At 34.9% G+C, this 23,457-nt stretch carries 26 protein-coding genes and 2 pseudogenes; 9 read left to right on the forward strand and 19 right to left on the reverse strand.

All coding sequences use genetic code 11. From position 1 onward, the window contains the following. Nucleotides 1–48: 48 nt before the first annotated feature. Nucleotides 49–399, reverse strand: coding sequence for a 4Fe-4S dicluster domain-containing protein (locus L950_RS01490; RefSeq protein ID WP_021192235.1), 351 nt, complete (start codon nucleotides 397–399; stop codon nucleotides 49–51). A gap of 344 nt (nucleotides 400–743) precedes the next feature. Between L950_RS01490 and L950_RS01495 the strand changes: the two genes are divergently transcribed. The 6 genes and pseudogenes from L950_RS01495 (at nucleotide 744) to L950_RS01520 (ending at nucleotide 5,320) form a co-directional block, all read left to right on the forward strand. Next, the gene (locus L950_RS01495) at nucleotides 744–1,574 is read left to right on the forward strand and encodes an acyl-CoA reductase (protein ID WP_021192236.1); all 831 of its coding nucleotides are present in this window, start codon (nucleotides 744–746) and stop codon (nucleotides 1,572–1,574) included. Between the two features lie 60 nt (nucleotides 1,575–1,634). Further along, a pseudogene (locus L950_RS31510) lies at nucleotides 1,635–1,837 on the forward strand (fructose-6-phosphate aldolase). Between the two features lie 4 nt (nucleotides 1,838–1,841). Next, a complete protein-coding gene (locus L950_RS01505; RefSeq protein ID WP_021192237.1) occupies nucleotides 1,842–2,522 on the forward strand; it encodes a cell division ATP-binding protein FtsE in 681 nt (226 codons plus the stop codon). 157 nt (nucleotides 2,523–2,679) lie between these two features. Continuing rightward, nucleotides 2,680–3,216: a nucleotide exchange factor GrpE gene (locus L950_RS01510; protein ID WP_021192238.1), complete on the forward strand. Its 537-nt coding sequence runs from the start codon at nucleotides 2,680–2,682 to the stop codon at nucleotides 3,214–3,216. A gap of 10 nt (nucleotides 3,217–3,226) precedes the next feature. Next, nucleotides 3,227–4,384: a molecular chaperone DnaJ gene (gene dnaJ, locus L950_RS01515; protein WP_021192239.1), complete on the forward strand. Its 1,158-nt coding sequence runs from the start codon at nucleotides 3,227–3,229 to the stop codon at nucleotides 4,382–4,384. A gap of 306 nt (nucleotides 4,385–4,690) precedes the next feature. After that, the gene (locus tag L950_RS01520) at nucleotides 4,691–5,320 is read left to right on the forward strand and encodes an outer membrane beta-barrel protein (RefSeq protein WP_031289748.1); all 630 of its coding nucleotides are present in this window, start codon (nucleotides 4,691–4,693) and stop codon (nucleotides 5,318–5,320) included. Between the two features lie 57 nt (nucleotides 5,321–5,377). On the opposite strand, the gene L950_RS01525 is transcribed toward L950_RS01520, so the two are convergent. Further along, nucleotides 5,378–6,145: a C40 family peptidase gene (locus L950_RS01525; protein WP_021192241.1), complete on the reverse strand. Its 768-nt coding sequence runs from the start codon at nucleotides 6,143–6,145 to the stop codon at nucleotides 5,378–5,380. Nucleotides 6,146–6,336: 191 nt separating this feature from the next. Between L950_RS01525 and L950_RS01530 the strand changes: the two genes are divergently transcribed. Next, nucleotides 6,337–6,687 (forward strand): universal stress protein, encoded by a 351-nt coding sequence (locus L950_RS01530; RefSeq protein ID WP_021192243.1) that lies wholly within the window; start codon nucleotides 6,337–6,339, stop codon nucleotides 6,685–6,687. A gap of 84 nt (nucleotides 6,688–6,771) precedes the next feature. Here L950_RS01530 and L950_RS31515 read toward each other — a convergent pair whose 3' ends face one another. The 10 genes from L950_RS31515 to L950_RS01565 form a co-directional block, all read right to left on the reverse strand. Next, nucleotides 6,772–7,107 (reverse strand): hypothetical protein, encoded by a 336-nt coding sequence (locus L950_RS31515; protein ID WP_231576761.1) that lies wholly within the window; start codon nucleotides 7,105–7,107, stop codon nucleotides 6,772–6,774. 29 nt (nucleotides 7,108–7,136) lie between these two features. Continuing rightward, nucleotides 7,137–7,940, reverse strand: a complete 804-nt coding sequence (locus tag L950_RS01535) for a hypothetical protein (RefSeq protein ID WP_231576762.1) — start codon at nucleotides 7,938–7,940, stop codon at nucleotides 7,137–7,139. 2 nt (nucleotides 7,941–7,942) lie between these two features. Beyond that, entirely contained in the window at nucleotides 7,943–8,665 is a 723-nt protein-coding gene (locus L950_RS25650) for a hypothetical protein (protein ID WP_021192244.1), read from the reverse strand. Between the two features lie 91 nt (nucleotides 8,666–8,756). Beyond that, nucleotides 8,757–9,200, reverse strand: a complete 444-nt coding sequence (locus L950_RS25655; protein ID WP_021192245.1) for a hypothetical protein — start codon at nucleotides 9,198–9,200, stop codon at nucleotides 8,757–8,759. Continuing rightward, the gene (guaA, locus tag L950_RS01545) at nucleotides 9,187–10,737 is read right to left on the reverse strand and encodes a glutamine-hydrolyzing GMP synthase (RefSeq protein ID WP_021192246.1); all 1,551 of its coding nucleotides are present in this window, start codon (nucleotides 10,735–10,737) and stop codon (nucleotides 9,187–9,189) included. The genes L950_RS25655 and guaA overlap by 14 nt, the downstream gene beginning before the upstream one ends. Before the next feature lie 138 nt (nucleotides 10,738–10,875). Next, nucleotides 10,876–12,120, reverse strand: a complete 1,245-nt coding sequence (locus L950_RS01550; RefSeq protein WP_197086167.1) for a tetratricopeptide repeat protein — start codon at nucleotides 12,118–12,120, stop codon at nucleotides 10,876–10,878. Nucleotides 12,121–12,257: 137 nt separating this feature from the next. Continuing rightward, nucleotides 12,258–12,812 carry an orotidine 5'-phosphate decarboxylase / HUMPS family protein gene (locus tag L950_RS01555; protein ID WP_410528076.1) on the reverse strand — a complete coding sequence of 185 codons (555 nt, stop codon included), beginning with the start codon at nucleotides 12,810–12,812 and terminating at the stop codon, nucleotides 12,258–12,260. Continuing rightward, complete coding sequence (locus L950_RS36995) at nucleotides 12,766–13,092, reverse strand: orotidine 5'-phosphate decarboxylase / HUMPS family protein (RefSeq protein WP_021192249.1); 327 nt, start codon at nucleotides 13,090–13,092, stop codon at nucleotides 12,766–12,768. Before L950_RS36995 ends, L950_RS01555 begins: the two co-directional genes overlap by 47 nt. A gap of 16 nt (nucleotides 13,093–13,108) precedes the next feature. Further along, entirely contained in the window at nucleotides 13,109–13,585 is a 477-nt protein-coding gene (locus L950_RS01560; RefSeq protein WP_231576763.1) for a TlpA family protein disulfide reductase, read from the reverse strand. 110 nt (nucleotides 13,586–13,695) lie between these two features. Next, nucleotides 13,696–14,439: an RluA family pseudouridine synthase gene (locus L950_RS01565; protein ID WP_021192251.1), complete on the reverse strand. Its 744-nt coding sequence runs from the start codon at nucleotides 14,437–14,439 to the stop codon at nucleotides 13,696–13,698. Between the two features lie 126 nt (nucleotides 14,440–14,565). Here L950_RS01565 and panB point away from each other — a divergent pair, with 126 nt between their 5' ends. Both panB and L950_RS01575 read left to right on the forward strand, forming a co-directional pair. Then, on the forward strand, nucleotides 14,566–15,381 hold the full coding sequence (panB, locus tag L950_RS01570) for a 3-methyl-2-oxobutanoate hydroxymethyltransferase (RefSeq protein ID WP_021192252.1): 816 nt from the start codon (nucleotides 14,566–14,568) through the stop codon (nucleotides 15,379–15,381). Nucleotides 15,382–15,394: 13 nt separating this feature from the next. After that, the gene (locus L950_RS01575; protein ID WP_021192253.1) at nucleotides 15,395–16,003 is read left to right on the forward strand and encodes a hypothetical protein; all 609 of its coding nucleotides are present in this window, start codon (nucleotides 15,395–15,397) and stop codon (nucleotides 16,001–16,003) included. A gap of 113 nt (nucleotides 16,004–16,116) precedes the next feature. On the opposite strand, the gene L950_RS01580 is transcribed toward L950_RS01575, so the two are convergent. The 7 genes and pseudogenes from L950_RS01580 to dinB form a co-directional block, all read right to left on the reverse strand. Then, nucleotides 16,117–16,320, reverse strand: coding sequence for a YwbE family protein (locus L950_RS01580; protein ID WP_021192254.1), 204 nt, complete (start codon nucleotides 16,318–16,320; stop codon nucleotides 16,117–16,119). Between the two features lie 71 nt (nucleotides 16,321–16,391). Continuing rightward, nucleotides 16,392–17,717 carry an RIP metalloprotease RseP gene (gene rseP / locus L950_RS01585; protein ID WP_021192255.1) on the reverse strand — a complete coding sequence of 442 codons (1,326 nt, stop codon included), beginning with the start codon at nucleotides 17,715–17,717 and terminating at the stop codon, nucleotides 16,392–16,394. A 24-nt stretch (nucleotides 17,718–17,741) separates the two neighbouring features. Beyond that, entirely contained in the window at nucleotides 17,742–18,896 is a 1,155-nt protein-coding gene (locus L950_RS01590; RefSeq protein ID WP_021192256.1) for a 1-deoxy-D-xylulose-5-phosphate reductoisomerase, read from the reverse strand. Nucleotides 18,897–18,911: 15 nt separating this feature from the next. Next, nucleotides 18,912–19,700: a hypothetical protein gene (locus L950_RS01595; RefSeq protein ID WP_021192257.1), complete on the reverse strand. Its 789-nt coding sequence runs from the start codon at nucleotides 19,698–19,700 to the stop codon at nucleotides 18,912–18,914. Between the two features lie 154 nt (nucleotides 19,701–19,854). Next, nucleotides 19,855–20,580 (reverse strand): alpha/beta hydrolase family protein, encoded by a 726-nt coding sequence (locus L950_RS31520; RefSeq protein WP_231576764.1) that lies wholly within the window; start codon nucleotides 20,578–20,580, stop codon nucleotides 19,855–19,857. A 107-nt stretch (nucleotides 20,581–20,687) separates the two neighbouring features. Next, nucleotides 20,688–21,983 (reverse strand): DPP IV N-terminal domain-containing protein, encoded by a 1,296-nt coding sequence (locus L950_RS31525; RefSeq protein ID WP_231576765.1) that lies wholly within the window; start codon nucleotides 21,981–21,983, stop codon nucleotides 20,688–20,690. Between the two features lie 102 nt (nucleotides 21,984–22,085). Next, nucleotides 22,086–23,182: pseudogene (gene dinB / locus L950_RS01605) on the reverse strand (DNA polymerase IV). Between the last annotated feature and the right edge of the window lie 275 nt (nucleotides 23,183–23,457).

Genomic DNA, 23,457 nt, shown 5'->3' on the forward strand with positions numbered 1-23,457 from the left:
ATGTACATATTCTACCTTTTTCAAAATTTTATTTTAAAAGCGATGCTTTTATTCAGCGTGTAACCAGGCCTTCTTTGCTAATAACTCCTCTTCAGATTCACGAACCTCTTCGTCATCTACACAGCAGTCTACTGGACAAACAGCTGCACATTGTGGTTCATCATGAAAACCAACACACTCTGTACACTTGTCCGAAACAATGTAATATACTTCATCTGATACAGCAGCTTGAGAATCGTCAGCATCTAACGTTACTCCATCGCCAAAATCAATAACTCCATCTAATGCCGTCCCATCTGAGAATTTCCAACTCACTCCAGCGTCATATATTGCATTATTTGGGCACTCCGGTTCACAAGCACCACAGTTAATACACTCGTCTGTAATTTTAATCGCCATTTATAACCTCAAAATTATGATAAAAAACTATTTTTGTACTATCATTTATACAATCAAATCATTTTACACGTTTAAATACTAAGAGTAACTTGGTTTCGCTGATTGTATTAATAACACAAATATAATACAAATTTGTGTATACACGTTTATTAATTTTTACATTTTGACAAAGAAACAACGATTAGAAGGTTTGCAAAACTTGCGAACTTATTCATTAATGATCATGCAGAGCTACAACATTTAGTTGCAACTGCTCATCATAAAAATGCATGGTATACCGCAGAACACGTTAATAAAGCCTTTACTTCTTGGAAAGCAAATTTAAACCTTGAGCTATTAGAAAATTGCTATCGCCATATCCTGATATTGAAAGTGACAAAATTGTAGGTTTAGTCTTAGCGGGCAATATACCTCTTGTAGGTCTTCATGATATATTATGCGTATTGGTCGCTGGTTTTAAAGCACAGATTAAGGTTTCTTCAGACGATGCTCTTCTAACAACTTACGTGATTCAGAAATTGATAGAAGTTGAACCAAGATTTAAAGATCGCGTGCAACTAGTAGATAGATTAACTGATTTTGATCTAGTGATTGCAACAGGTTCCGACAATTCTTCGCGGTACTTTGAACATTACTTTGGAAAAAAACCACATATTATTAGAAAAAACAGAAACAGCATTGCCATCATTACAGGTGAAGAATCGCACGAGCAACTAAAAGCTTTAGGCCATGATATCTTTGATTATTACGGTCTGGGATGTCGTTCTGTATCTAAAATATTTATCCCAAAAAATTATGATATAAGTCATTTCTATGAAGGAATTGAATCTTTTAAAGATGTGAACACGCATTATAAATACAATAATAATTACGATTATAACAAATCCATTTATTTAATAAATGGTGACAAGCATTATGATAATGGGTTTTTATTATTAAAACAAAATGACAAAATAGCATCACCCTTAGCTGTGGTTTATTTTGAAGAGTATGATAACTTAGACAATCTTTCCCAGCACTTAAATACATTATCAGACAGCTTACAATGCGTTACATCAGAAGCACCTTTAACGATCAAAACACCAGCTTTTAAATTCGGTGCCGGACAAAATCCTGCTTTAGATGATTATGCTGATGGGGTCAATACACTAGAATTTTTATTTGCAAACCAGTAAGCATAGCCTTATATTCGTGGAAGGATTTTTTGAAATAAAAAGTACTAACTTTGTAAATAGATGTATATAATCAAAGTAAAAGGAGTTGCCAAAATCCCTGACTATGTTCAATTAAGAGATGATTCATTCACTCTTTTAGCATATTTTAGGGTTGATCGCCCCGACAAATCTTTGGACAAATTGGTCTCGGAGACAAGTCAGCGTACATTATGCAAATGGTAAAGGAATTGCCATTTGGACAAATAAAAAAATTAGAATTATAGTTCAATGTCTGGAAATACAGTAATCACATTAAAAAGCGTCGATATCTACCAACAAAAACATTTGGTCTTATCGAATGTGAATTTGAATATCAATAAAGGCGAATTTCTTTACCTCATTGGTCAATCAGGAAGTGGAAAAAGTAGTTTGCTAAAAATAATCTATGGCGATTTATATATTGGTAATGGAGAAGGACTAATTGCAGGTTTTGATTTAAAAAAACTGCATGAAAATGATGTCCCCTACCTGAGACGTAAGTTAGGAATCGTTTTCCAAGATTTTCATTTATTATCAGATCGCTCTGTAGAGAAAAATTTAGAATTTGCACTTAGAGCCACCGGCTGGAAAGATAAAACGCAAATTGAACATAGAATGCTCGATGTGCTGGAAAAAGTAGGACTTCGCTCGAAATTAAAAAAAATGCCTCATGAACTTTCAGGAGGAGAACAGCAACGTATTGTTATTGCACGAGCACTCCTTAATAATCCGGAAATTATATTGGCCGATGAGCCAACAGGAAACCTTGACCCTGCTACTTCTGAAGAAATTGTATTGCTTTTACGGGATATCGCTTCTTCTGGAACAGCAGTTTTAATGGCAACTCATGATTACCAAATAATCCGTAATATGCCTGCACGCATCATCAAAACCGCTGATGGGGTATTGCTAGATCAAGTAGAAATATAACTGTCAATACTGACATAAATCCTGATCATCCGACATTTTGTTAGTCCATTCTCCCGGTTACTGACAAGCTGTCGGATTTTTTCATTTTGGCAACAACTTTGACTGTAATTAGATTTTAGAGAAAGAACATTAGTTTCCCACATAGAATTTAGAAGAAATGAGCGAACAAGAGAATAATAACGAGACGATTCAAGATCCTATTGAGGATAATACAACGGAAAATCAAGAAGAGACGATTGAACTTTCTGTTGAAGAGAAATTAAGTGCTGAAGTAGCAGAGGCAAAAGATAAATATGTGCGTTTATCAGCAGAATTTGATAATTATAGAAAGCGTACAAGTAAAGAACGTGTTGAATTAATTCAATCTGCTGGAAAAGATGTAATCACAAAACTATTATCAACAGTGGATGATTTTGACAGAGCTTTAAAAGCAATGGAAACAGCAACAGATGTTGAATCAATAAAAACTGGTATTGAGATCGTCAATAATAAATTCAGACAAACTTTAGAACACCAAGGTTTAAAAGAAATGGATGTAGTAGGTAAAGAATTTGATGCTGATTTACAAGAAGCAATAACGGCTATTCCAGCTCCTACTCCAGATTTGAAAAATAAAGTTATTGATGTTATTGAAAAAGGTTACTATTTAAATGATAAAGTAATCCGTCATGCTAAGGTAATTATAGGTCAATAAGATAAAAAAGATGTCAAAAAGAGATTATTACGATATATTAGGTGTAGCTCGTGGTGCAGATGAAAAAGAAATTAAATCTGCCTACCGTAAACTTGCCGTAAAGTATCACCCGGATAAAAACCCTGGTGATCATGAAGCTGAAGAAAAATTTAAAGAGGCTGCTGAAGCATATGATGTATTAAGCAATCCTCAGAAAAAACAACGCTATGATCAATTTGGTCATGCGGGTAGCTCTGCTTCCGGAGGCGGTTATGGTGGTGGCATGAATATGGATGACATATTTAGCCAATTTGGAGATATATTTGGTGGAGGTGGTCATCCTTTCGAAAGTTTCTTCGGTGGCGGTGGCGGAGGCTCAAGAGGAGGCCGTCGTGTTGCTAAAGGAACAAATCTTCGCATTAAAGTAAAATTAACACTCGAAGAAATTGCTAAAGGTGTTGAGAAAAAAGTAAAAGTAAATAAACAAGTAAACTGTCATACCTGCGATGGTAGTGGTGCAAAAGATAAATCATCTTTCCACACTTGTAATACTTGTGGCGGCTCAGGATCTGTTCGCCGCGTAACCAATACAATCTTAGGCCAGATGCAAACTACAAGCACTTGTCCTACTTGTAATGGTGAAGGGGTAGAAATTACCGCAAAGTGTACTACATGTAGAGGTGAAGGATTAGAAAGAGGTGAAGAAACAATTGCGATCAACATTCCGGCTGGTGTAAGTGAAGGTATGCAACTTTCAATGAGTGGAAAAGGGAACGCAGCTCCTCGCGGAGGTGTTGCCGGTGATCTTATTATCCTCATTGAAGAAATTCCTCATGAAGCATTAAAAAGAGATGGTCTAAATATTATTTATGACCTATATATTAATTTTGTAGATGCTACATTAGGAACAAGCGTTGAAGTTCCAACGATTGATGGTAAAGCAAAAATTAAAATTGAACCAGGAACTCAGGCCGGCAAGATATTAAGACTAAAAGGAAAAGGTATTCCTGAAGTCAATTCTTACCACAAAGGTGATCAATTGATTTACGTGAATATCTGGACGCCTAAAGCGGTCTCATCTGACGAAAAAGAGATTTTACAGAAATTGAAAGAATCACCGAATTTCAAGCCACAACCTGGTAAATCTGAAAAATCATTTTTTGAACGGATCAAAGAATATTTCGACTAGAAATATTAAATAATAAAATAATTATAAGACCATATGTCAGCACTGACATATGGTCTTTTTTGTGTCATAATAAAAACTGACATTTTATCACAAAAAGTTAAATCAATATAAATATCAAAATATATTATAAATTATTTTTTCATAATGTCAATTTTTAAACCTCTGAAAACGTTTAAATTACGATTAACACAATTTATCAATACATTTCTATGACATTGAAAAATCAATTTGGTATCTATATTGATAATATCAATCAAATAGTCAAAAGGTTTGACTATGGATATTGTAAAAACAAACTTTAAAAAAATGAAAAAATTATTACTTACTCTAACAGCAGTAGCTGGTCTAACTTTTGCATCTCAAGCACAAGAATTTGGTTTCAAAAAAACTGACTTTATTGTAGAAGGTAATTTCTCAGCAAATACAAAAAATAATAAAACAGCTGAAAAGAAAGAAAACTCATTCAACTTCAATCCTTCTGTAGGTTATTTCGTATCTGATAAAGTTGCAGTTGGTTTAGATTTCAACTTTGGAAATTTAAAAGCAACAGACTATTCTGGTACTAACGATACTTACAATAAATCAAGCAACTTTGGAGTTGGTGCTTATGGTCGTTACTACTTTTTAGATTTAGGATCACGTTTTAAAACTTATGCGCAATTGGCAGCTGGTTATCAACAAAGAACTGGAGAAGTTAACAACGGTACAACAACTACAGACATTCCTAAAGTTAAAGGATTTGGTGCTGGCGCTGGTTTAGGGATGAATTACTTCGTTACTGAAAACATCGCGATCAACTTTGGTTTAACAGACTTATTATCTTTTGGTACAGCTAAAGAAGATGGCGGTAAATCTTCAAACGAATTCAATGCTAACATCAACAGTTTTAACAACTTTTTTGATACAGCTAAATTTGGTTTAACTTTCAAATTCTAATCATATTTGAAAATAAAGAAAGAAAGGTCCGTCTCAATATAGACGGACCTTTCTTTTTTAAACATAGCGCTTGATGATACGCAGCTTATGTGTGTATTTATTCCAATCCTTATTAAATATTCCCTCTTGATCCATCCTATCTATTCGAACACGGGAAGAAGCGTGAATAATGGTTTCAGAGTCCAGCATAATACCAACATGATTTATCCTACCTTCTTCATTATCAAAAAAAGCAAGATCACCAACTTGAATCTCTGACAAAAAGTCAACTGTCTGCCCTAATTCAACCTGTTGATAAGCATCCCTTGGTAAGGAAATACCAAAGGATTGATAAATCAATTGTGAGAAACCGGAGCAATCAATTCCAAATTTAGATCGCCCTCCCCAAAGATAGGGTACCTCCCAGTATTGCTTTGCGAGTATTGCAACCTGCTCGATGAAGTCTTCTTGCTCAAAATGCAGTTCAATTGCATTAAGCTCTACTAAATGATCTACTCCAATATAAGGAAAATCCTTTCGTACAATCGTTCCATGTAAAAGCTGGATACAAAGATCATTATTGATAAGATGCCCCCCATCAAAACCAATCTTTACCTTACTTAACGACTGGTACTCCTCATACTGATCATCTCTTATTGCTAAAAATTGCCCATTCTGTATCCAACCAACATAAGAGTCCATTTCAGTACGAACTTTTGTCCAATCCTTTGATTTCGTCAGTATTTCGAAAGCTTCTCCAAACAGCAATTGAGAAACCATTTCACTCCGATGTGATTCCTCCGCCCGCAATGGTACAATTGTTAAATTACATATTCCAAATTCCATATTTCTAAAACAAAAAACCGTATATTCAAGTTATTAATATGTACGAATATAAACTTTAATATCAGAACCATGGATACCAATGTTGTAAAAATAACGAGAATATTAGTTGCTGTGGACGATGAACCATGTTCACATAAAGCGATTTCCTATGCTAAAGAAATGGTTAAAAATTTGAAGCTTCAGTAGCTTTAGTGACGGTTACCTCTCCCACTTCTCCTGCCAGCTATGGTGCAGATCCGCTGTTAGGTCAACAACCAATCATCATACCCGAAGTATCGGAAATAGAGCAGCAGAATGCTCAAAAATACTTAGAAGAACTAGGACAAGAGTTCGAAGGCGCTAATGAAGTTTTCTTATTCAATAGAATAGGCTCGGTAAAAGAAGAGATATTGGCCACTTCTCATGAGTGGTCAGCAGATCTCATCGTAATGGGATCAAATGGTAGAACAGGGTTTGATCATTTTATCTCGGGCTCCGTTTCTGAAGCTGTAATTAGAAAAGCAACATGTCCTGTGCTCGTTGTACCGGGTAAATGTGAATAAGCTAATTCAAAGCTAATAGTTCTATCATAATAAAAGCCATTTGCGATATGCAAATGCTTTTATTATGATAAATTTCTTATTCTATTAAAGTTTGATTAAACGGGCAACAAACATACTATCTGCCTTTTCATAATATCCTTTTAATACCTTATAAGAATGGAGACTATACCCCAGTTCTTTTTGAATATAAGCAATCACCTCCTCATTTTCTTTCTCAAAAACAGAACAAGTGATGTATACCAACGGTTTACCCACTTTCAAATGCAATGAAACATTTTTAGCAATTTCTTTTTGCAATGTGGCAAACTCATCGATCTTCTTTGCATTAAAGTAACTAATATTTTCAGGGCTACGACCCCAAGTTCCTGAACCTGTGCATGGAGCATCTAAAATAATTCCATCAAAAAGCTCAGCACCCAAAATAGGCGTAGTATCTTTCGTTAAATCAACTATTTTTTTCGATAAGCTTTTATACCTGCCCTTTCAAAACGTTCATCTAAATTACGCAGAATACTCATACGAACATCTGAAACCAATAAATTAATAGTTGGATGCTTATCTAGGAACAATAAAGCCTTACCACCAGAAGCGGCACAGGCATCCCACCAATTTTCTTTCGGAAAAGCATCCATAAATTCAAGGGTCCGCTGAGAAGAAAGATCTTGCACTTCGATTACACCGTCGAGGTCCTTAAACCGCTGTAGTGAAGTTCCATTTGCTAAAGCAACAGTTTGTTCCGTTATAAATTTATAGCCGATCTGTTCCGCTTCAAAAATAGCTTTCACAAACTTTTCCTTACCTTTTCTAATCCGAATAAATAAGTCAGGTTGCAAGAATTGATTTTGTATAAAATCATCCTGATCTATCGCAGATGAAAGGTATTTTTTAAAAGGAAAAATGGTATCTAGCTCCAATAATTCTAGTTTTTTTAAAAAAGCTATTTTTTCTTCCAATGATAGGCTTAAATTCCAATCAGGTTCAAATAAAGCGACAAATGGACTTTCTGTTTCACATAAGTACTCCGCAATGATTAATCTTTTTTGTTGAGAAAGCTGCGTTGCCCCCTTACCCAATCGAAAATAATTATAACACAACCGGGAAGTCCATTTTCTGTCCTTTGATCCCATTTGCTTATTAATTTTAAAAAATGAAGTTAGATAACGAGCAAACGGCTCATTCCCTTCATAACCATCCATTGCTCTTTCAAAATTACGAATTTGCTGCTGTACTCTTTTTTCACTAAAATCACTCATCTTTACTTCCTATCAAAACTATTATTACGATACACCATAAATCGAACCCCTCTATTTACATATCCCCACTCAGGAAAGTAATCAAAACTAAAATCACTATTTATTCCAGAATAGGTTTCCTTAACCAAATGTTGCGCGTAGTCATCGCCATACTTAGCAATTAAGCCCCCAAAATAAATAGCGGCATCGTAACCTTTATAAGAAAAATCTGATGGAATTACCTGAAACTTATTCTTATACTTTTGATTAAATCGTCTTGTTCGCTCAGCATTTTCATCCACTAATGTTGATGTCGTCACGGTCAACTCATAACGATCAATATTCGTGTAATCTTCAAAAGATAATTTTGCCCAATTTGGGTGACCATACAATTTAAAAGCATAACCCGACTCACTGCTTTGCACGTCCATATTTGCTAATAATGCTCTAATCTGATTTCTATTTGTAGTACCACAGACAATATGATTAGTCCCAGCAACAACTAAGTTTTCGTTTAATTCAGCTATAGAAGTCACAACTTTTATTTGCAGACTTTTATTATAACCCAATGCCTCTGATGCAAAGTTATCCAAAAACTGTTTACTATCACCATCTTGTATATTGTAAACCAAAACAACGTCGCCGTAAGCATATTGCTTGGCTACATGCTTCGCCATAATTTCAGAGTGAGCACGAATAGAAGGTGTTAAAGACACTAAATTGGGAATCGCAAACTCGGAAGCCAAAGTTGCCGCTAAAGGTGAAATTTGTAAATATTTTTCTCTTTAAAGGCTTGTGAAAATGCTCTAATCTCTTTTGGATAAACAGGTCCTACAATTAAATTGGCATTTTTATAGACGCTGAAGCAGCTAAAGATGTGTTTCTAAAATTATCATCTTCAGAATCTATAACCTTTAAACTAAATTTACTTCCTTTTTCACCCAATTCTTCCAAGCCAAGTTGAAACCCTTGATAAAAATCCAACGCTAAAGCCGATCTTTTAACGTCTTCAGCCGTGGGACGCATACCTGCGATACGGTTTAATTGAAAAGGTAAGAGAAGAGCAATTGATTTTTGATTTTTAAGGCTTTCACTCGCTTTAGCAGCTTCGAGTTTTCTGGCATCTTCAGCCTGTTCAGCAGCAGTTTTACCACTATTATTAGAAACAGTACCCTGCTCACCTTCACTAGAAGGTGAGCGAAGTACGCCTGTTTTTTTTATCGTACAGCTTGCAAGACTTAAAGCCAATGCTACTGCAAGAGCAATTTTATTCCCACTCAATCGTCGCTGGTGGTTTTGAACTGATATCATATACAACTCTATTAATGCCTTTGACGTGGTTGATAATTTCATTTGAAATCTTTGCCAACAAATCATAAGGTAAGTGAATCCAATCTGCAGTCATGCCGTCCAATGAACCTACAGCACGTAAACTAACAACATGCTCATATGTACGCTCATCGCCCATCACACCTACAGAACGAACAGGAAGAAAAATCGTGCCAGCTTGCCAAACCTTATCATACCATCCTGCTTCTTTCAAATTACGGATGTAAATATCATCAGCTTCTTGTACAATACGTACACGATCTTCAGTGATATCTCCTAAGATACGAATAGCTAACCCTGGACCTGGAAAAGGATGTCTGCCTAAAATAGCAGGATCTACACCCAATGTTTTACCAACACGTCTTACTTCGTCTTTAAATAAAGTCTTCAGAGGCTCTACTACTTTCAGCTTCATGTAGTCAGGTAAACCGCCAACATTATGATGCGATTTAATAGTCGCAGAAGGACCCTTAACTGATACCGATTCAATAATATCTGGATAAATAGTACCTTGACCTAACCATTTTGCCTCAATACCTTCAGGTAATTCCTTTTGAATTTCTTTTGCTGCCTCATCGAATACATCGATAAAAGAATTACCGATAATTTTACGTTTTTGTTCAGGATCAGAAACACCAGCTAAACGACCAAAAAATAATTCTTTTGCGTTTATACCTTTAATGTTAAGTCCCATGTTTTTATATGAATCCAAAACCTGTTCAAATTCACCTTTACGTAACAAACCATGATCAACAAAAATACAATGCAAATTTTTGCCAATGGCTTGATGTAATAAAACAGCTGCAACAGTAGAATCAACTCCTCCTGATAATGCCAAAATTACGTGATCGTCACCTAATTCCGCTTTCAGAGAAGCAACACTTGTTTCAGCAAAAGCATCTGGAGTCCACTCTTGAGCACATCCACAGATCTCCACAACAAAGTTTTTCAATAAAATAACACCATCTGTACTGTGGGTCACCTCTGGATGAAATTGAATACCAAAAGTTCTTGTACCGATAATGTGATAAGCTGCTACACGTACTTTATCTGTACTTGCGATAATTTCAAAGTTTGAAGGAACTTCTTTAATAGTATCACCATGAGACATCCATACTTGAGACTGAACCGGTACACCCGCTAATAATTCATTCTCAGCATTCACAAATTGCAAATTAGCACGTCCATATTCACGGATTTCCGAAGGTAATACTTCACCTCCTGATTTTTGAGCGATATATTGTGCACCATAACAAACACCTAATAAAGGAAAACGCTCTTGAATTGATTTAAAATCAATTTGAGGAGCTTCCTCTTGTCTTACTGAATATGGACTTCCCGAAAGGATTACTCCCTTTACAGTCTCGTCAAATTCAGGTAATTTGTTAAATGGGTGAATTTCACAATACACATTAAGTTCTCTTACACGACGCGCGATTAATTGCGTGTATTGCGAACCAAAGTCAAGAATTATAATTTTTTCTGGCATGGCGCAAAGTTACGCATTTGATATGAATTTATAGAAAGGAAATTTGACTTAAATCTTCTCAAAATACTCATTCTGTATAAAAACACACCCTATTTTTATTGCAAAAAAATAATACCTTTTGATCAGGCTTAAATAACATTAATCACTAAAACAGTTTTCCCATGCTGCTTTAAATTTTGAAGAAAATCTATAATCTTCCTTTTCCAAAGTTTCTAGTAGCTGTTTTTTTGCCTCATATTTTGTCTTGATTTTAATGTCCTGAAATAAATCTTTAGACTTATTTTCTTTCCCATCAACGTGATATAAGACTGCTAGACCTACCAAAATATCAACCTCTGCAGGATCAGTAACAAGCGCCCGTTCAAACATTTCAATAGCTTTAGATATTTGATTCAATTCAAATAAAGCATAAGCATAGTTACTTAGAATCATTGTTTGATTTGGATTTTTGCGTAAAACCAAATCATAATATTCAGCAGCTTTTGGATAATTATTAAGAACATCATAGGTCAGTGCCAATGAAGCATAGATATCTAGATCAGAATTTCCCAGACTAATTACTTTTAATAGGTCATTTTGCGCCTCTTGATATTTCTTTAAATCAAAAAAGATAGCATATCTATTTTCATAATAAACAGGATTATCACGATCCAATTCAATAGCTTTATCCAAATCCTTCTTTGCAGCTTCCAGTTTATTTAGATCTTGAAATATCAAACCTCTATTATTGTAATACATCGCTGCTTCTGGAGATTTTTTAATTGCGTTCCCAAGAAGCTCAACAGCTCTTAAATTATCTTTTTGACGTTGATAGGCCAAGGCTCCATAAAAGTAAACATCAGCTATAAATCGAGGTTCCTTGATATCTTCTCCACTTACCATGCTATTCTCGAAAAGCTTAAATACATTTATCAATTCATCATCCTTGCGCATTTCATTAAGTAACTTCAAATAATTATTATAATAACGAGCATTATTTTTTTCCAATTGAAGTACCTTTTGATAATCAGATCTTGCCAATTCGGGTTTTAAATCAAAATAATAAGTATTACCCCTTATATCGTAAAACGAATGATTATCAGGATCTAATGCGATACCCTTCGTGGCAGTTTCAATAATAGTTGTGTTTCTTTTCAGTGCAATTAAGATGTAGCATTTCAATTCGTAATAAGCACTTATTGTTTTATCTTGAGCGATAAGCTTATCGATAAGTTTTAAAGCTTCTTCGTGCTTGTTAGATTTGTAAAGTTTCCAGACTAACTGATACATATCTTCACTAGACTTCGTTGAAGTAAAAACTTCACCCTCTACAATATTTCCGATCTCTTGTGCATCAACCACACAGCCAGTTCCTAGCATACATGCTAATAGTAGAGTACTCACTACATTCATTGTTATCTATTTTATATTTTAAATTTACAATTTCTTCTTTATGAATAATCACGATTAATCACCTAAATACATAAAAAAAGCTTCAGACCTTTCGATCTGAAGCTTTTCAATATGCCGATATGTAAGAATTAACTAATAATTCCAGCCTTAATTAATTCGGCTTCCATCTCTTGTTGTAATTTCAAAGCCTCTTCTCTTGCTTTCTCCGCAAAATCATGTCCTTTTGAAGCATAGATAATACCTCTTGTGCTGTTTACTAAAAGGCCACAATCCTTATTCATTCCATATTGACAGACATCTTGAAGGGAACCTCCCTGCGCTCCAACACCCGGAACTAGAAGGAAATGATCAGGAGCATGCTCACGAATCTTAATAAAACCTTCACCACGGGTCGCACCTACTACATACATCAGGTTTTCAATTGTTCCCCATGTATTCACTTTATCAATGACTTGCTCAAATAACTGCAAACCTGATTCATTCTTAAAATTTTGAAAATCCAGGCTTCCTGCATTTGATGTCAATGCCAGTACAATTGCCCATTTTCCATCAAAATCTAAAAAGGGAGTAACAGAATCATTTCCCATATATGGTGCTATCGTTATGGAATCAAAACCTAATCCCGATTGCTTTTCATCAAAAATGCCTGTGCATACATTTTGATGTATTTCCGATATCACCACGTTTAGCATCAGCAATACTCAAACAATCTTTAGGTAATGCCTCCCAAGTTTTTTGCAAAGACTGCCAGCCTTTAATACCGTAACTCTCATAAAATGCGATATTCGGTTTGTATGCGACACACAAATCTGATGTAGCATCAATAATGGCTTTATTAAACGTATAAATTGGATCCTCCTCTGCCAGTAGATGCTCAGGTATTTTTGTAATATCTGTATCTAAACCAACACAAAGAAATGATTTTTTTATCTTAATCTGTTGAATAAGTTCTGCTCTAGTCATACCGGTTATTCTGTACTTATTTTTTTGTTAATTCAATTATAAAATCTGAAACTTCCTGGCGAGAATAATCTGCTAAACCTTCATGTTTAGTAGCAATCTCACCATGTTTATTGATAATCAATGTCGTTGGTATAGAACCACCTAACCATTCTTTAGGAATTTGTGAATTTGGATAATAAACGGGTAGATTTAATTGTTTACCCGTCATAAATTTATTTGCCTTCTCAGATTCTCCTTCAATTTCTACAATCAGAAAAACGACTTCACTATTACCTTTCAATCGTTCATATAACGTAGCAATGGAAGGCATTTCTGCAATGCAAGGAGGACACCATGTGGCCCAAAAATTAATGAATACAACTTTACCCTTTAGATCGTTCATATTCACGATCTCCCCTTTATCATTTTTAAAAGAAATGTTATTCTGCACAGAAATCTGCGAATTTATTTTTTCAGGTTCTTCCAATGTTGGTTTAAATAAACCAATTTTCATTAAGCCTTGTTGAAAATAAGCTCTACTTGTTGGCCACAAAAGCAAAAGAATGATAACGACAAATACTGAATTGCCAATTATTTTTTTGTTTTCGGATTCATGATCGGCATTTAAGAATCAAACTTTTCTAACTGTTTAAGCAAAGTCGCAAAATCCTTTGGATATGGGGCTTCAAACTCAAACTTCTTTCCATCAATTGTAAAGTCAACATACCGGGAGTGCAAAGCAAAGCGCTTCATAATTGGTAGTTCCTCTTCATTTTTAGCCAAAGAAAACCCACGTTTTTTAATCTGTGACAAGTATACCGGTTTTCCATGATACATATCATCCCCCACAATTGCAGCTTTCTGTGTGGCTAAGTGAATACGAATTTGATGCATACGGCCTGTAATAGGCTTACATTCGACTAAAGTATAGTGGTTAAAATAACGTATTGAATTAAAAATTGTAGTAGCCGCCTTACCTTTGGCGCGATCTATTGACACATTTTTGCTTCCTTGATTTAAAATGGGTAACTCAACTTTTAAATCCGTAAATGTATGTGTGCCTGCAATGATAGCATGATATACCTTATTGACACGACGTCTTTCAAATTCAATAGAAACAGAACGGTAGGTCTCAGGATTTTTAGCAATCAGTAATAATCCAGAAGTTTCCTTATCTAACCGGTGACAAATCTGCGCATCTGCGTAATATTTTTTTGCTAATCGTAAAATATTGATCTCTCCTCCTTCACGCTCATCTAACGAAGCAATGAAAGGGGGTTTATTGATAACAATCAAATTATCATCTTCAAAAACAATTAGATCGGAAAATTTTGGAAATTTAAATAAGCGAGTTTCGTTTTCTCTCATCCTGCAAAAATAGTAAAATCAAAGCAATTTAATCTGCTAATTACCAAACTATCATTTTAAAATCAATAATTAATGACCTTAATTCAACGAATTTCTCTAATTTTGGTTAATTTAAACAAATCAGTAATGTCTGTAAATAAAGAAATAAAACGTATCACTACAGTACAGGTACAGGAAATGAAACATCGTCATGAAAAAATCGCGATGTTAACAGGTTATGATTTCACCATGGCAAAAGCACTTGACGAAGGTGGCATCGATATCATTTTAGTAGGCGACTCCGCTGCGAACGTATTTGCAGGCTATGAAACAACACTGCCCATCACCTTAGACCAGATGATCTACCACGCGGCATCTGTTGTAAGAGGTACAACTAGAGCAATGGTTGTAGTGGATCTTCCTTTCGGCGAATATCAGGGAAGCATCGATCAAGCCTATTTATCTGCAGTACGTGTCATGAAAGAGTCGGGAGCACACGCCCTTAAATTGGAAGGTGGTCTAGAAATCATTGACAACATTAAGAAAATTATAAATGCGGGAATACCAGTTTGTGGACATCTGGGATTAACACCACAAGCAATTAATAAATTTGGAAATTTTGGTGTTCGTGCTAAAGATGATAATGAAGCTGAAAAATTAAAGGCCGATGCGCTAGCACTGCAAGAAGCAGGTTGTTTTGCCATCGTGTTGGAAAAAATACCAGCAGCACTTGCTGCCGAAGTAAGTGCAAGTTTAGCGATACCGACTATTGGTATAGGCGCTGGTAACCAATGTGACGGACAAGTTCTAGTTGTCAATGATATGCTAGGTATGACTAAAGGCTTTAAACCTAAGTTTTTAAGACAATATGCACAATTATATCAAGAAATAACGGGAGCTGTAGGACAATATGTAGCTGATGTAAAATCAGTTAATTATCCAAATGATAATGAACAGTATTAACATATAAACTGTCATGACCAAAGTTATATTAATAGTTGGACTTATTTTATTTTTATTGTACTACATCAGTAAAAAGCTGTCCGCGTCATTTACCGCAACCAATAGTCCAGCTATTATTGTAAAAAATGGTTATCAAAAAATAGATACATCCAAAGTTATCATAGCAGATACATCTCAAAAGGTAATGAAAAATGTAGGTATAGGAGCAATTTTATTGATTATTATGCTTGCGCTGATAATCAAAATAAAGATTTTACTATTCCTATTTCCAATATCAATATACATGATTGGTTACCTTTTTCTTTTTAAGAATCATTTAAAGAAAACGAGCAGTCAAGTAATTTGGTATAATAAGCAAACTGAAGATGTAGTCATTGAATCTATGACAAAAGACCCTTATCACTTTAATTTGTTACGAGATGTTAAGGCAGTGCAACAAATTGAATCAATCCAAAATACAAAAGGATTATTATTTGGGTACTTTAGAATAAAAACACAAAAAGAGATTATAGAGATTCCGTATTTAGTCTTTCAAAATAATCCAAGCAATCATTTATTTTTTGATTCCCTACAAAAGAATTTTAAAATAGATATTCAGAAAAAGATATTTCCGATCATCTAAGACCAGTTATAAATCTGGTCTATAATGAAGATCGAAAGAGCAATTTCTTAAAATGTTTATAAAAAGCTTCTATCCTATTAGGTCAGAAGCTTTTTTTATAAAACTAAAATAGGTTAAAAGTCATCCTCAATTATCTCTGCAACTCGACCGATCTGACCATCCATCAATCGAACCTTGATTCCTCTGTGATGAAATGGTGCAGATGTCAGAAGATCCTTAACAATACCTTCAGTAAGTTCTCCTGATCGCTGATCTTTTTTCAAGATAATGTTAACCAACATACCAGGTTTAATCGTTGCTCTTGTTTTTCCATCCATAATACAAATATCTAAAAATAAAAAGGGTCTTACAAATTAAGTAAGACCCCCTTGTATAAACTTAATATCCCTTACTTGAATAATTTAAAAATGTCATTTCCAAAAATAAAGACCATTAGAGCAAGTAAAATAAAGAAACCTACCATCTGTGCCTTCTCTAAGAATTTTTCACTTAATGGTTTTCCTTGGATCATTTCGATCAACAAGAATACCACGTGTCCACCATCTAATGCCGGTATCGGTAATAAATTCATGAATGCCAAAGCCATAGACAACATACCTACTAATGACCAGAAGCGTACCCAGTCCACTTCAGTACCGAACAACTGCGCAATACCTACAGGACCTGATAAAGCTTTATCGGCACGAATCTCTCCCTTAAATATCTTACCAAATCCTTTTGCATTATCAGTAATAACCGTGAATGCTTTCTTTGCCCCCATTGGCAAAGACTCCATTAAACTATAATGAATCGTAAATGTTTTAATGGTTTGATCCGGATTAACATTAAAACCCAAAATCGCATCAGAAGGCACAACACCTTTTAAAGATTGTTCTTGACCATCGCGTAAAATTTTCAATTCAACTTGTTTTCCGACTTTTGCTTTCAATTGGTCCTTAAACTGATCAAAAAACTGAATTGGCGTATTGTCAACTGCAACAATACTATCGCCTTTAAGAAAACCCATTTTAACTGCTTCTGAACCCGGTTGAATAGCTGCAACAGAGGTCATTTTCATCCGTGGTTCTATAAATTTCTCATCTTTTTTATCCGCAATTGTATTTAAGATATCCGCTGGAACATGAATTTTTGTATCAGCACCAGCACGATTTACAGTCAGATCTACTCCTCCCATTAATAGTTTAGAGCTAATTAAATCTGAATAGTTTTCAATCTTAGTGCCATCAATAGCCAAAATACGGTCTCCCGCCTGCAAGCCGATTGACTTCCCAATTTCCCCGGGTACAATACCATTCACCAATTGATCATTCTTGATGTCCGTAGTGCCCATTTTAAATGTTAACATCCAAAATACAACAACACCAACAATGACATTAACAATAATACCACCTAGCATCACGATCAAACGTTGCCAAGCTGGTTTTGAACGAAACTCCCATTCTTGAGGCTCTCCACTCAATTGCTCAGTATCCATGGATTCATCAATCATACCAGCAATTTTAACATAGCCACCTAAAGGCAACCAGCCAATTCCATATTCACAGTCTTTATATTTGAATTTAAATAATTTGACACCCCATGCATCAAAAAATAAATAAAATTTTTCTACTTTAATTCCAAAAGCGCGTGCCGCTAAAAAATGGCCCAACTCATGCAATACGATCAAAATTGACAAGCCCAATATGACTTGTGCCACCATAATTAAAACACCCATGTATCTTCTTCTATAATTATTTACTTAATTGATTATTTCTTGCGCAACTCTCCTTGCAGCATAATCGGACTCAATATAGTCATCTAGACTTGGTCTCGCAAGATAATTTACTTTTTCCAATACAGTCTCGATCACATCACTCATTCCTAAAAAACTAATCTTATCCTTCAAAAATGCATCCACAACGACTTCATTTGCCGCGTTTAGTACACATGCACTATTCCCTCCCTTTCGTAAAGAATCATAAGCTAATGCCAAATTTTTAAAAGTTTCCAAATCTGGCTTTTCGAAAGTTAATTCTGGATAATCCATAAAATTAAACCGTTCAAAAGTATTCTTTAAACGATTTGGATAAGACAGGGCATACTGTATCGGTAACTTCATATCTGGCAATCCGAGTTGTGCTTTTAAAGATCCATCTTGAAACTGTACAAGCGAATGTACAATGGACTGAGGATGTACAATTACATCAACTTGGTCTACTTTCAGATCAAAAAGCCATTTTGCTTCGATTACTTCAAGTCCTTTATTCATTAATGAAGCCGAGTCAATCGTAATCTTAGCACCCATTACCCAATTCGGATGTTTCAAAGCATGTTCCTTTGTTACGGAAGTCAATATCGAACGGTCCTTCCCACGAAAAGGCCCTCCAGAGGCAGTGATATATATTTTTTCAATCGGATTAGCTTCTTCACCAACCAAACATTGGAAAATCGCTGAATGTTCCGAGTCGACTGGCAACATCTTAACTTGATATTGAGAAGCTAAGCTCATCACCAATTCACCCGCAACAACCAGTGTTTCTTTGTTAGCTAGTGCGATATCCTTACCGCAGGAAATAGCCTTAACAGTAGGTCTGAGTCCAGCAGCACCTACAATGGCATTCAAAACAACATCAACCGCCTCAAACTGTACCACTTCTTCTAAAGCCTGCATACCTGAGTAAACCGCAATTTGAGTATGTCCTAATTTTGATTTAACAAAATCAACTTGTTCTTCATTGATAATAACAACAGCGTCGGGCAAAAATTCTAATGCCTGCGCTACTAACAAAGTAGCATTTGAACCGCAGGTCAATACTACAACATGAAAAAGATCAGGAAAGGCGCGTACCACATCTAAGGTTTGTGTACCTATACTACCCGTTGAACCTAAAACCGCAATTCCTTTTTTATTCAAAATCAAAATTATTTATTAAAATATATTACTTAAAATACTCGGATCTTCACTACCCTTATATTCTTGAACCATATCTCGGTAAGCAACTGTATAGACAACAGAAGTTAACGGGATAATTAAAAATGAATTTATTAAACTAAATATAATTGCCATAATGGAATACTCCATATAAACACAATAAATATTTAATACGCTAACAAAAGCTAAACTCAATAAAATTAAAAATAAACGAATTATATTTCCTTTCGTAATCGCCAGACTCCAACGCAAAGACTTCATGACACTAATTCCTTTATCAATAATAAAAAAAGGAAAGAATGAGATACGAAGCAATATAAAGAAGGATAAGATTGCTCCTACATTTGGTACGATCTCAAATGATACCACCTCCGTATCTATACCCATATAGATAAGGGGGAAACAAACAATCATAGCAAAAAAAAGAATCAATATAGAAGCTAATGTAAAAACGACAATTCCACCTAAAAAATTAATTAATTCTGCCCAGGAAGGCCATGTTTTAACAACACCCACATGCTCTTTATGATCCAATAAATTCAAAATAAATTTAAACAGAAACAATTGTAAGCCTAATAAAGTTACAGCAAATAACAGCATCAAAGGAATTTTGAGAAGTATACTTGAGGTCTCCAAATAAAAAGTTAATTCATGAGCAACAACAAACAATAAAAAAATAGACAATAACAATCCCCCTATTGAGAAATAATGTCCCTTTAGTATATGAATTGATCTGCTTAAAACTTCATTAACAGCAAAAGTGCTCTCCTTGAGAAACTGAATCATCGAAATAAAAATAAATTACACAAAGATGAAATAATTTTTGGTTATCAACAATTTAACAACTCAATATTTCATCTTTTTTTACACACAAAAGATAGCAAAACAAAAAAGCCTTCTCAAATAATATTCTGAGAAGGCTTTAGTTATAGGTACACCTCTATTTAAAGTCCTTTGGAACCGGTTTTTCTAATAAATACTGATAGTAAAAACGTACACGTTCTTTAAAATCATATGCATTTTTAGATCTTTCAAATCCGTGACGACTACCCGGATAAATCATCAACTCGAAAGGTACAGAACGATCGGTCAAAGCATCAACCAATTGCATGGTATTTTGCAAATGAACATTATCGTCCATATCGCCATGCATAATTCTCAAAACACCTTTGTAATTATCCGTATAAGTTAAGACAGAACCATTTTTATATCCCTCTGCATTATCTTGTGGCGTATCCATCCAACGCTCTGTGTAATGGGTATCATACAACTCCCATGATGTCACAGGAGCACCAGCTATCCCAAAGTCAAAAACATCTGCGGCTTTAGTCATTGCTAAACATGTCATATAACCGCCATAACTATGGCCAGTAATCAAAAATTTATTTTTAGCTACCCAAGGTTTTGCTTTAAACCATTTCGCAACAGTAGAATAATCTATAATTTCCCAGTGTCCCAGATTACGATGCATAAGTGCTACGCCCTGTTTTCCAAATTGTCCAGATGCACGATGATCAGCCGACACTTGAATAACGCCCTCATTAGCCCAATATTGACTTCTTGTACCTTTCCATGTATCTTTCACAGTACCTGCGTCAGGACCACCATATATACTGAAAATAACAGGGTATTCTTTCGATTCATCAAAATCCGTCGGATAAGTCACGACAACAGGTAAATCATACTGTCCATCATCAGACTTTATAGTAAAGTATTTTGTCTCACCAAATTTATAGGTATTAAAATCCGATGCTCTACTATCGGCCAGTTCTTTTACAATTTTACCATTATTGTCACTAGTGCTACCTTATTAGGTGTGCTTACGTTAGAATAATTAGTTATGAAATAATGTCCGTCAGGAGATACTTTTACATCATGCGAATAATCACCAAATGTCAGTCTTTTCATATTCTTACCTGAAAAGTCAACACGATATAGATCATAACGTGCCGAATTCTCTTTACGCGCCATGAAGTAAACTACTTTTGCCTTCTCATCGATATACTCTAATGAAGTCACCTGCCAATTACCCGATGTAATTGGATTTAATAACTTACCATCTAAAGTATAAAGATAATAGTGAGCCCAGCCTGTCTTATCTGATTTTAATATATAGTGTTTGTTATCGGCCAGATAGGTGATACGCTCTTCATGATCTAAATTAATCCATGAAGATTGTTTTTCATCATAAATTTCTTTCTTAGCTCCAGAGTTAGGATCAACTTGATAAAATTTCAAATTATTCTGATCACGATTCATCCATTGAACCATGATATTTTTACTATCAAAACTCCAATAAGGTTGGCCAAAATATTGATCATCCTTTTCGTTAAAATCAGACCAGGTCACTTCTCCACCAGTAGCATTTACAAAACCGACCTTAACTTCTGGATTTGGATCTCCAGCTTTAGGATAACGCGTTTCTTCTAGATAACCGTGTTGACCTTTCGACACATAAATTGGAAACATAGGCACCTTTGTATCATCAAAGCGCATAAAAGCCAACTTCTTACTATCTGGAGACCACCAAAAAGCTTTATAATTAGTTGATCTACCTAAGATCTCCTCATAATACACCCACGATGACCAACCATTGTAGATAACATCTGTACCATCGGTAGTATAACGAATTTCCTTGCCTGTCGTTAAATCAATCGCATACAGATCACTTTTACGTGTAAAAGCAACAAGTTTACCATCTGGTGAAAGTGTTGGATTTTGCTCTGCAACATCAGGAGAACTTGTCAGTTGCTTAGCTGCTTGACTACCGTCCTGAATAAAAATATCATTTTTTGAAACGTATACTTTGACAGATGATTTGGCAGGAACGACATATAATTCACGTTTCCCACTTTTCAAATCAATTTGATACGTTTTACCATCTTTCGCATCACGTTCTAGATAAGCGACACTGTTTGCCCAACCAGGGTAGAAGTTGACATTTTGTGTTAATGAATTTCGATTTCCCCAAGATTGATCAAAATCCAATCGTTTTTGTTGCGCCTGAACTGTAGATTCTGATACCAGAATAAAAGCCGTAAGACTCAGCGCGGTAATTAATTTACTCATTTAAATATGAAGATTATCTAAGTTTGAGCACTAATATAGGAAATTGCCCCTATTTACAAGAAATTTAAGTTGTAACAAGGTGATTAGACAACTCGAATTTAATTAATCATCAAACAGAGACAATTGATAACCCTCGAAACGGTCATTACTTTCATCTCTAAAATTTGAAATCGAAATCCCCATTAACCGGACTTTTTTATCAAACTCCAGTTTTAGAAGTAATGAAAGTGCAATTTGATACATATCTTCTTGATGTTTAAAAATCTCCAAGATAGAGATACTTCTTGTCAACACCGTAAAATCTGCAAATTTTACTTTTAAAGTCAAAGTTCTCCCCCATTTACCACCTTTTTCGAGTCGTGTATAAAGTCGTGAATTTAAGTCTTCCAAAATTGATTTTAATTCATCTAACTGTCCAATATCACTAGGAAAAGTATCTTCAATACCAATAGATTTACGAATACGATTTGGTACAACTGCTCGATTGTCAATACCTCTCACAATTTGATAAAAAAAATCTCCCGATTTACCAAACCATCGCGTCAAATCTACATGTGATTGCTTTTTTAGATCGAGACCTTTAAAAATACCCAAAGAGCGCATTTTATTTGCCGTTACTTTTCCAACTCCAAAAAATTTTTCAACAGGTAGCTCCTCCATAAAAGTTACAATCTTTGAAGGGCCTATAAAAGTTAAACCATCAGGTTTATTCATATCAGAAGCTATCTTTGCCACGAATTTATTAACCGAAACCCCAGCAGACACGGTCAAATTAAGTTCGTCTTTTATTTCACGTTTAATTCTCTTAGCAATCTCTAGAGCCGACCCAATATGTTGTTTATCATCCGATACATCTAAAAACGCCTCATCCAAAGATAGCGGTTCAACCAAATCAGTATAACGATAAAAATGGAACGAATATGATCGGACACCTGTTTGTAAACATCAAATCTAGGACGAGTAAAAATTAAGTGGGGACATAATTTTATAGCCTGTATAGATGACATAGCCGACTTAACACCATATTTTCTCGCCTCATAACTAGCAGTGGCTACAACACCACGTCCATCAGGAGATCCACCAACGGCGATAGGCTTACCCCGTAATTCTTCAAAATCGCGTTGATCAACAGAAGCAAAAAATGCATCCATATCTAAATGAATTATTTTCCTCTTCTTATTTAATATTGTATCATCCATCGTTTTTCAAAAAACAAATTTAGATAATATTATACAGAGAAGTCTCAACATTTACTATTTTGAATTCATCATTACCTAATGCAAAAAAATAAATACGCTGATAAAGGATTGACTATAATCAGAATAAACCGACTCCTTCCAGCAAATAAATGCATTACTACATAATTACATTTTTAGACAACCAAAACCAGTATTAATTAAGGAATTATAAATACCGATATAAAAAAAGATGGCCTAAAAATTGATTTAAGTATAAACGAAACTTTATTGTTCAT

The organism is Sphingobacterium sp. IITKGP-BTPF85, assembly GCF_001006065.1.
Taxonomy (GTDB): domain Bacteria; phylum Bacteroidota; class Bacteroidia; order Sphingobacteriales; family Sphingobacteriaceae; genus Sphingobacterium; species Sphingobacterium anhuiense.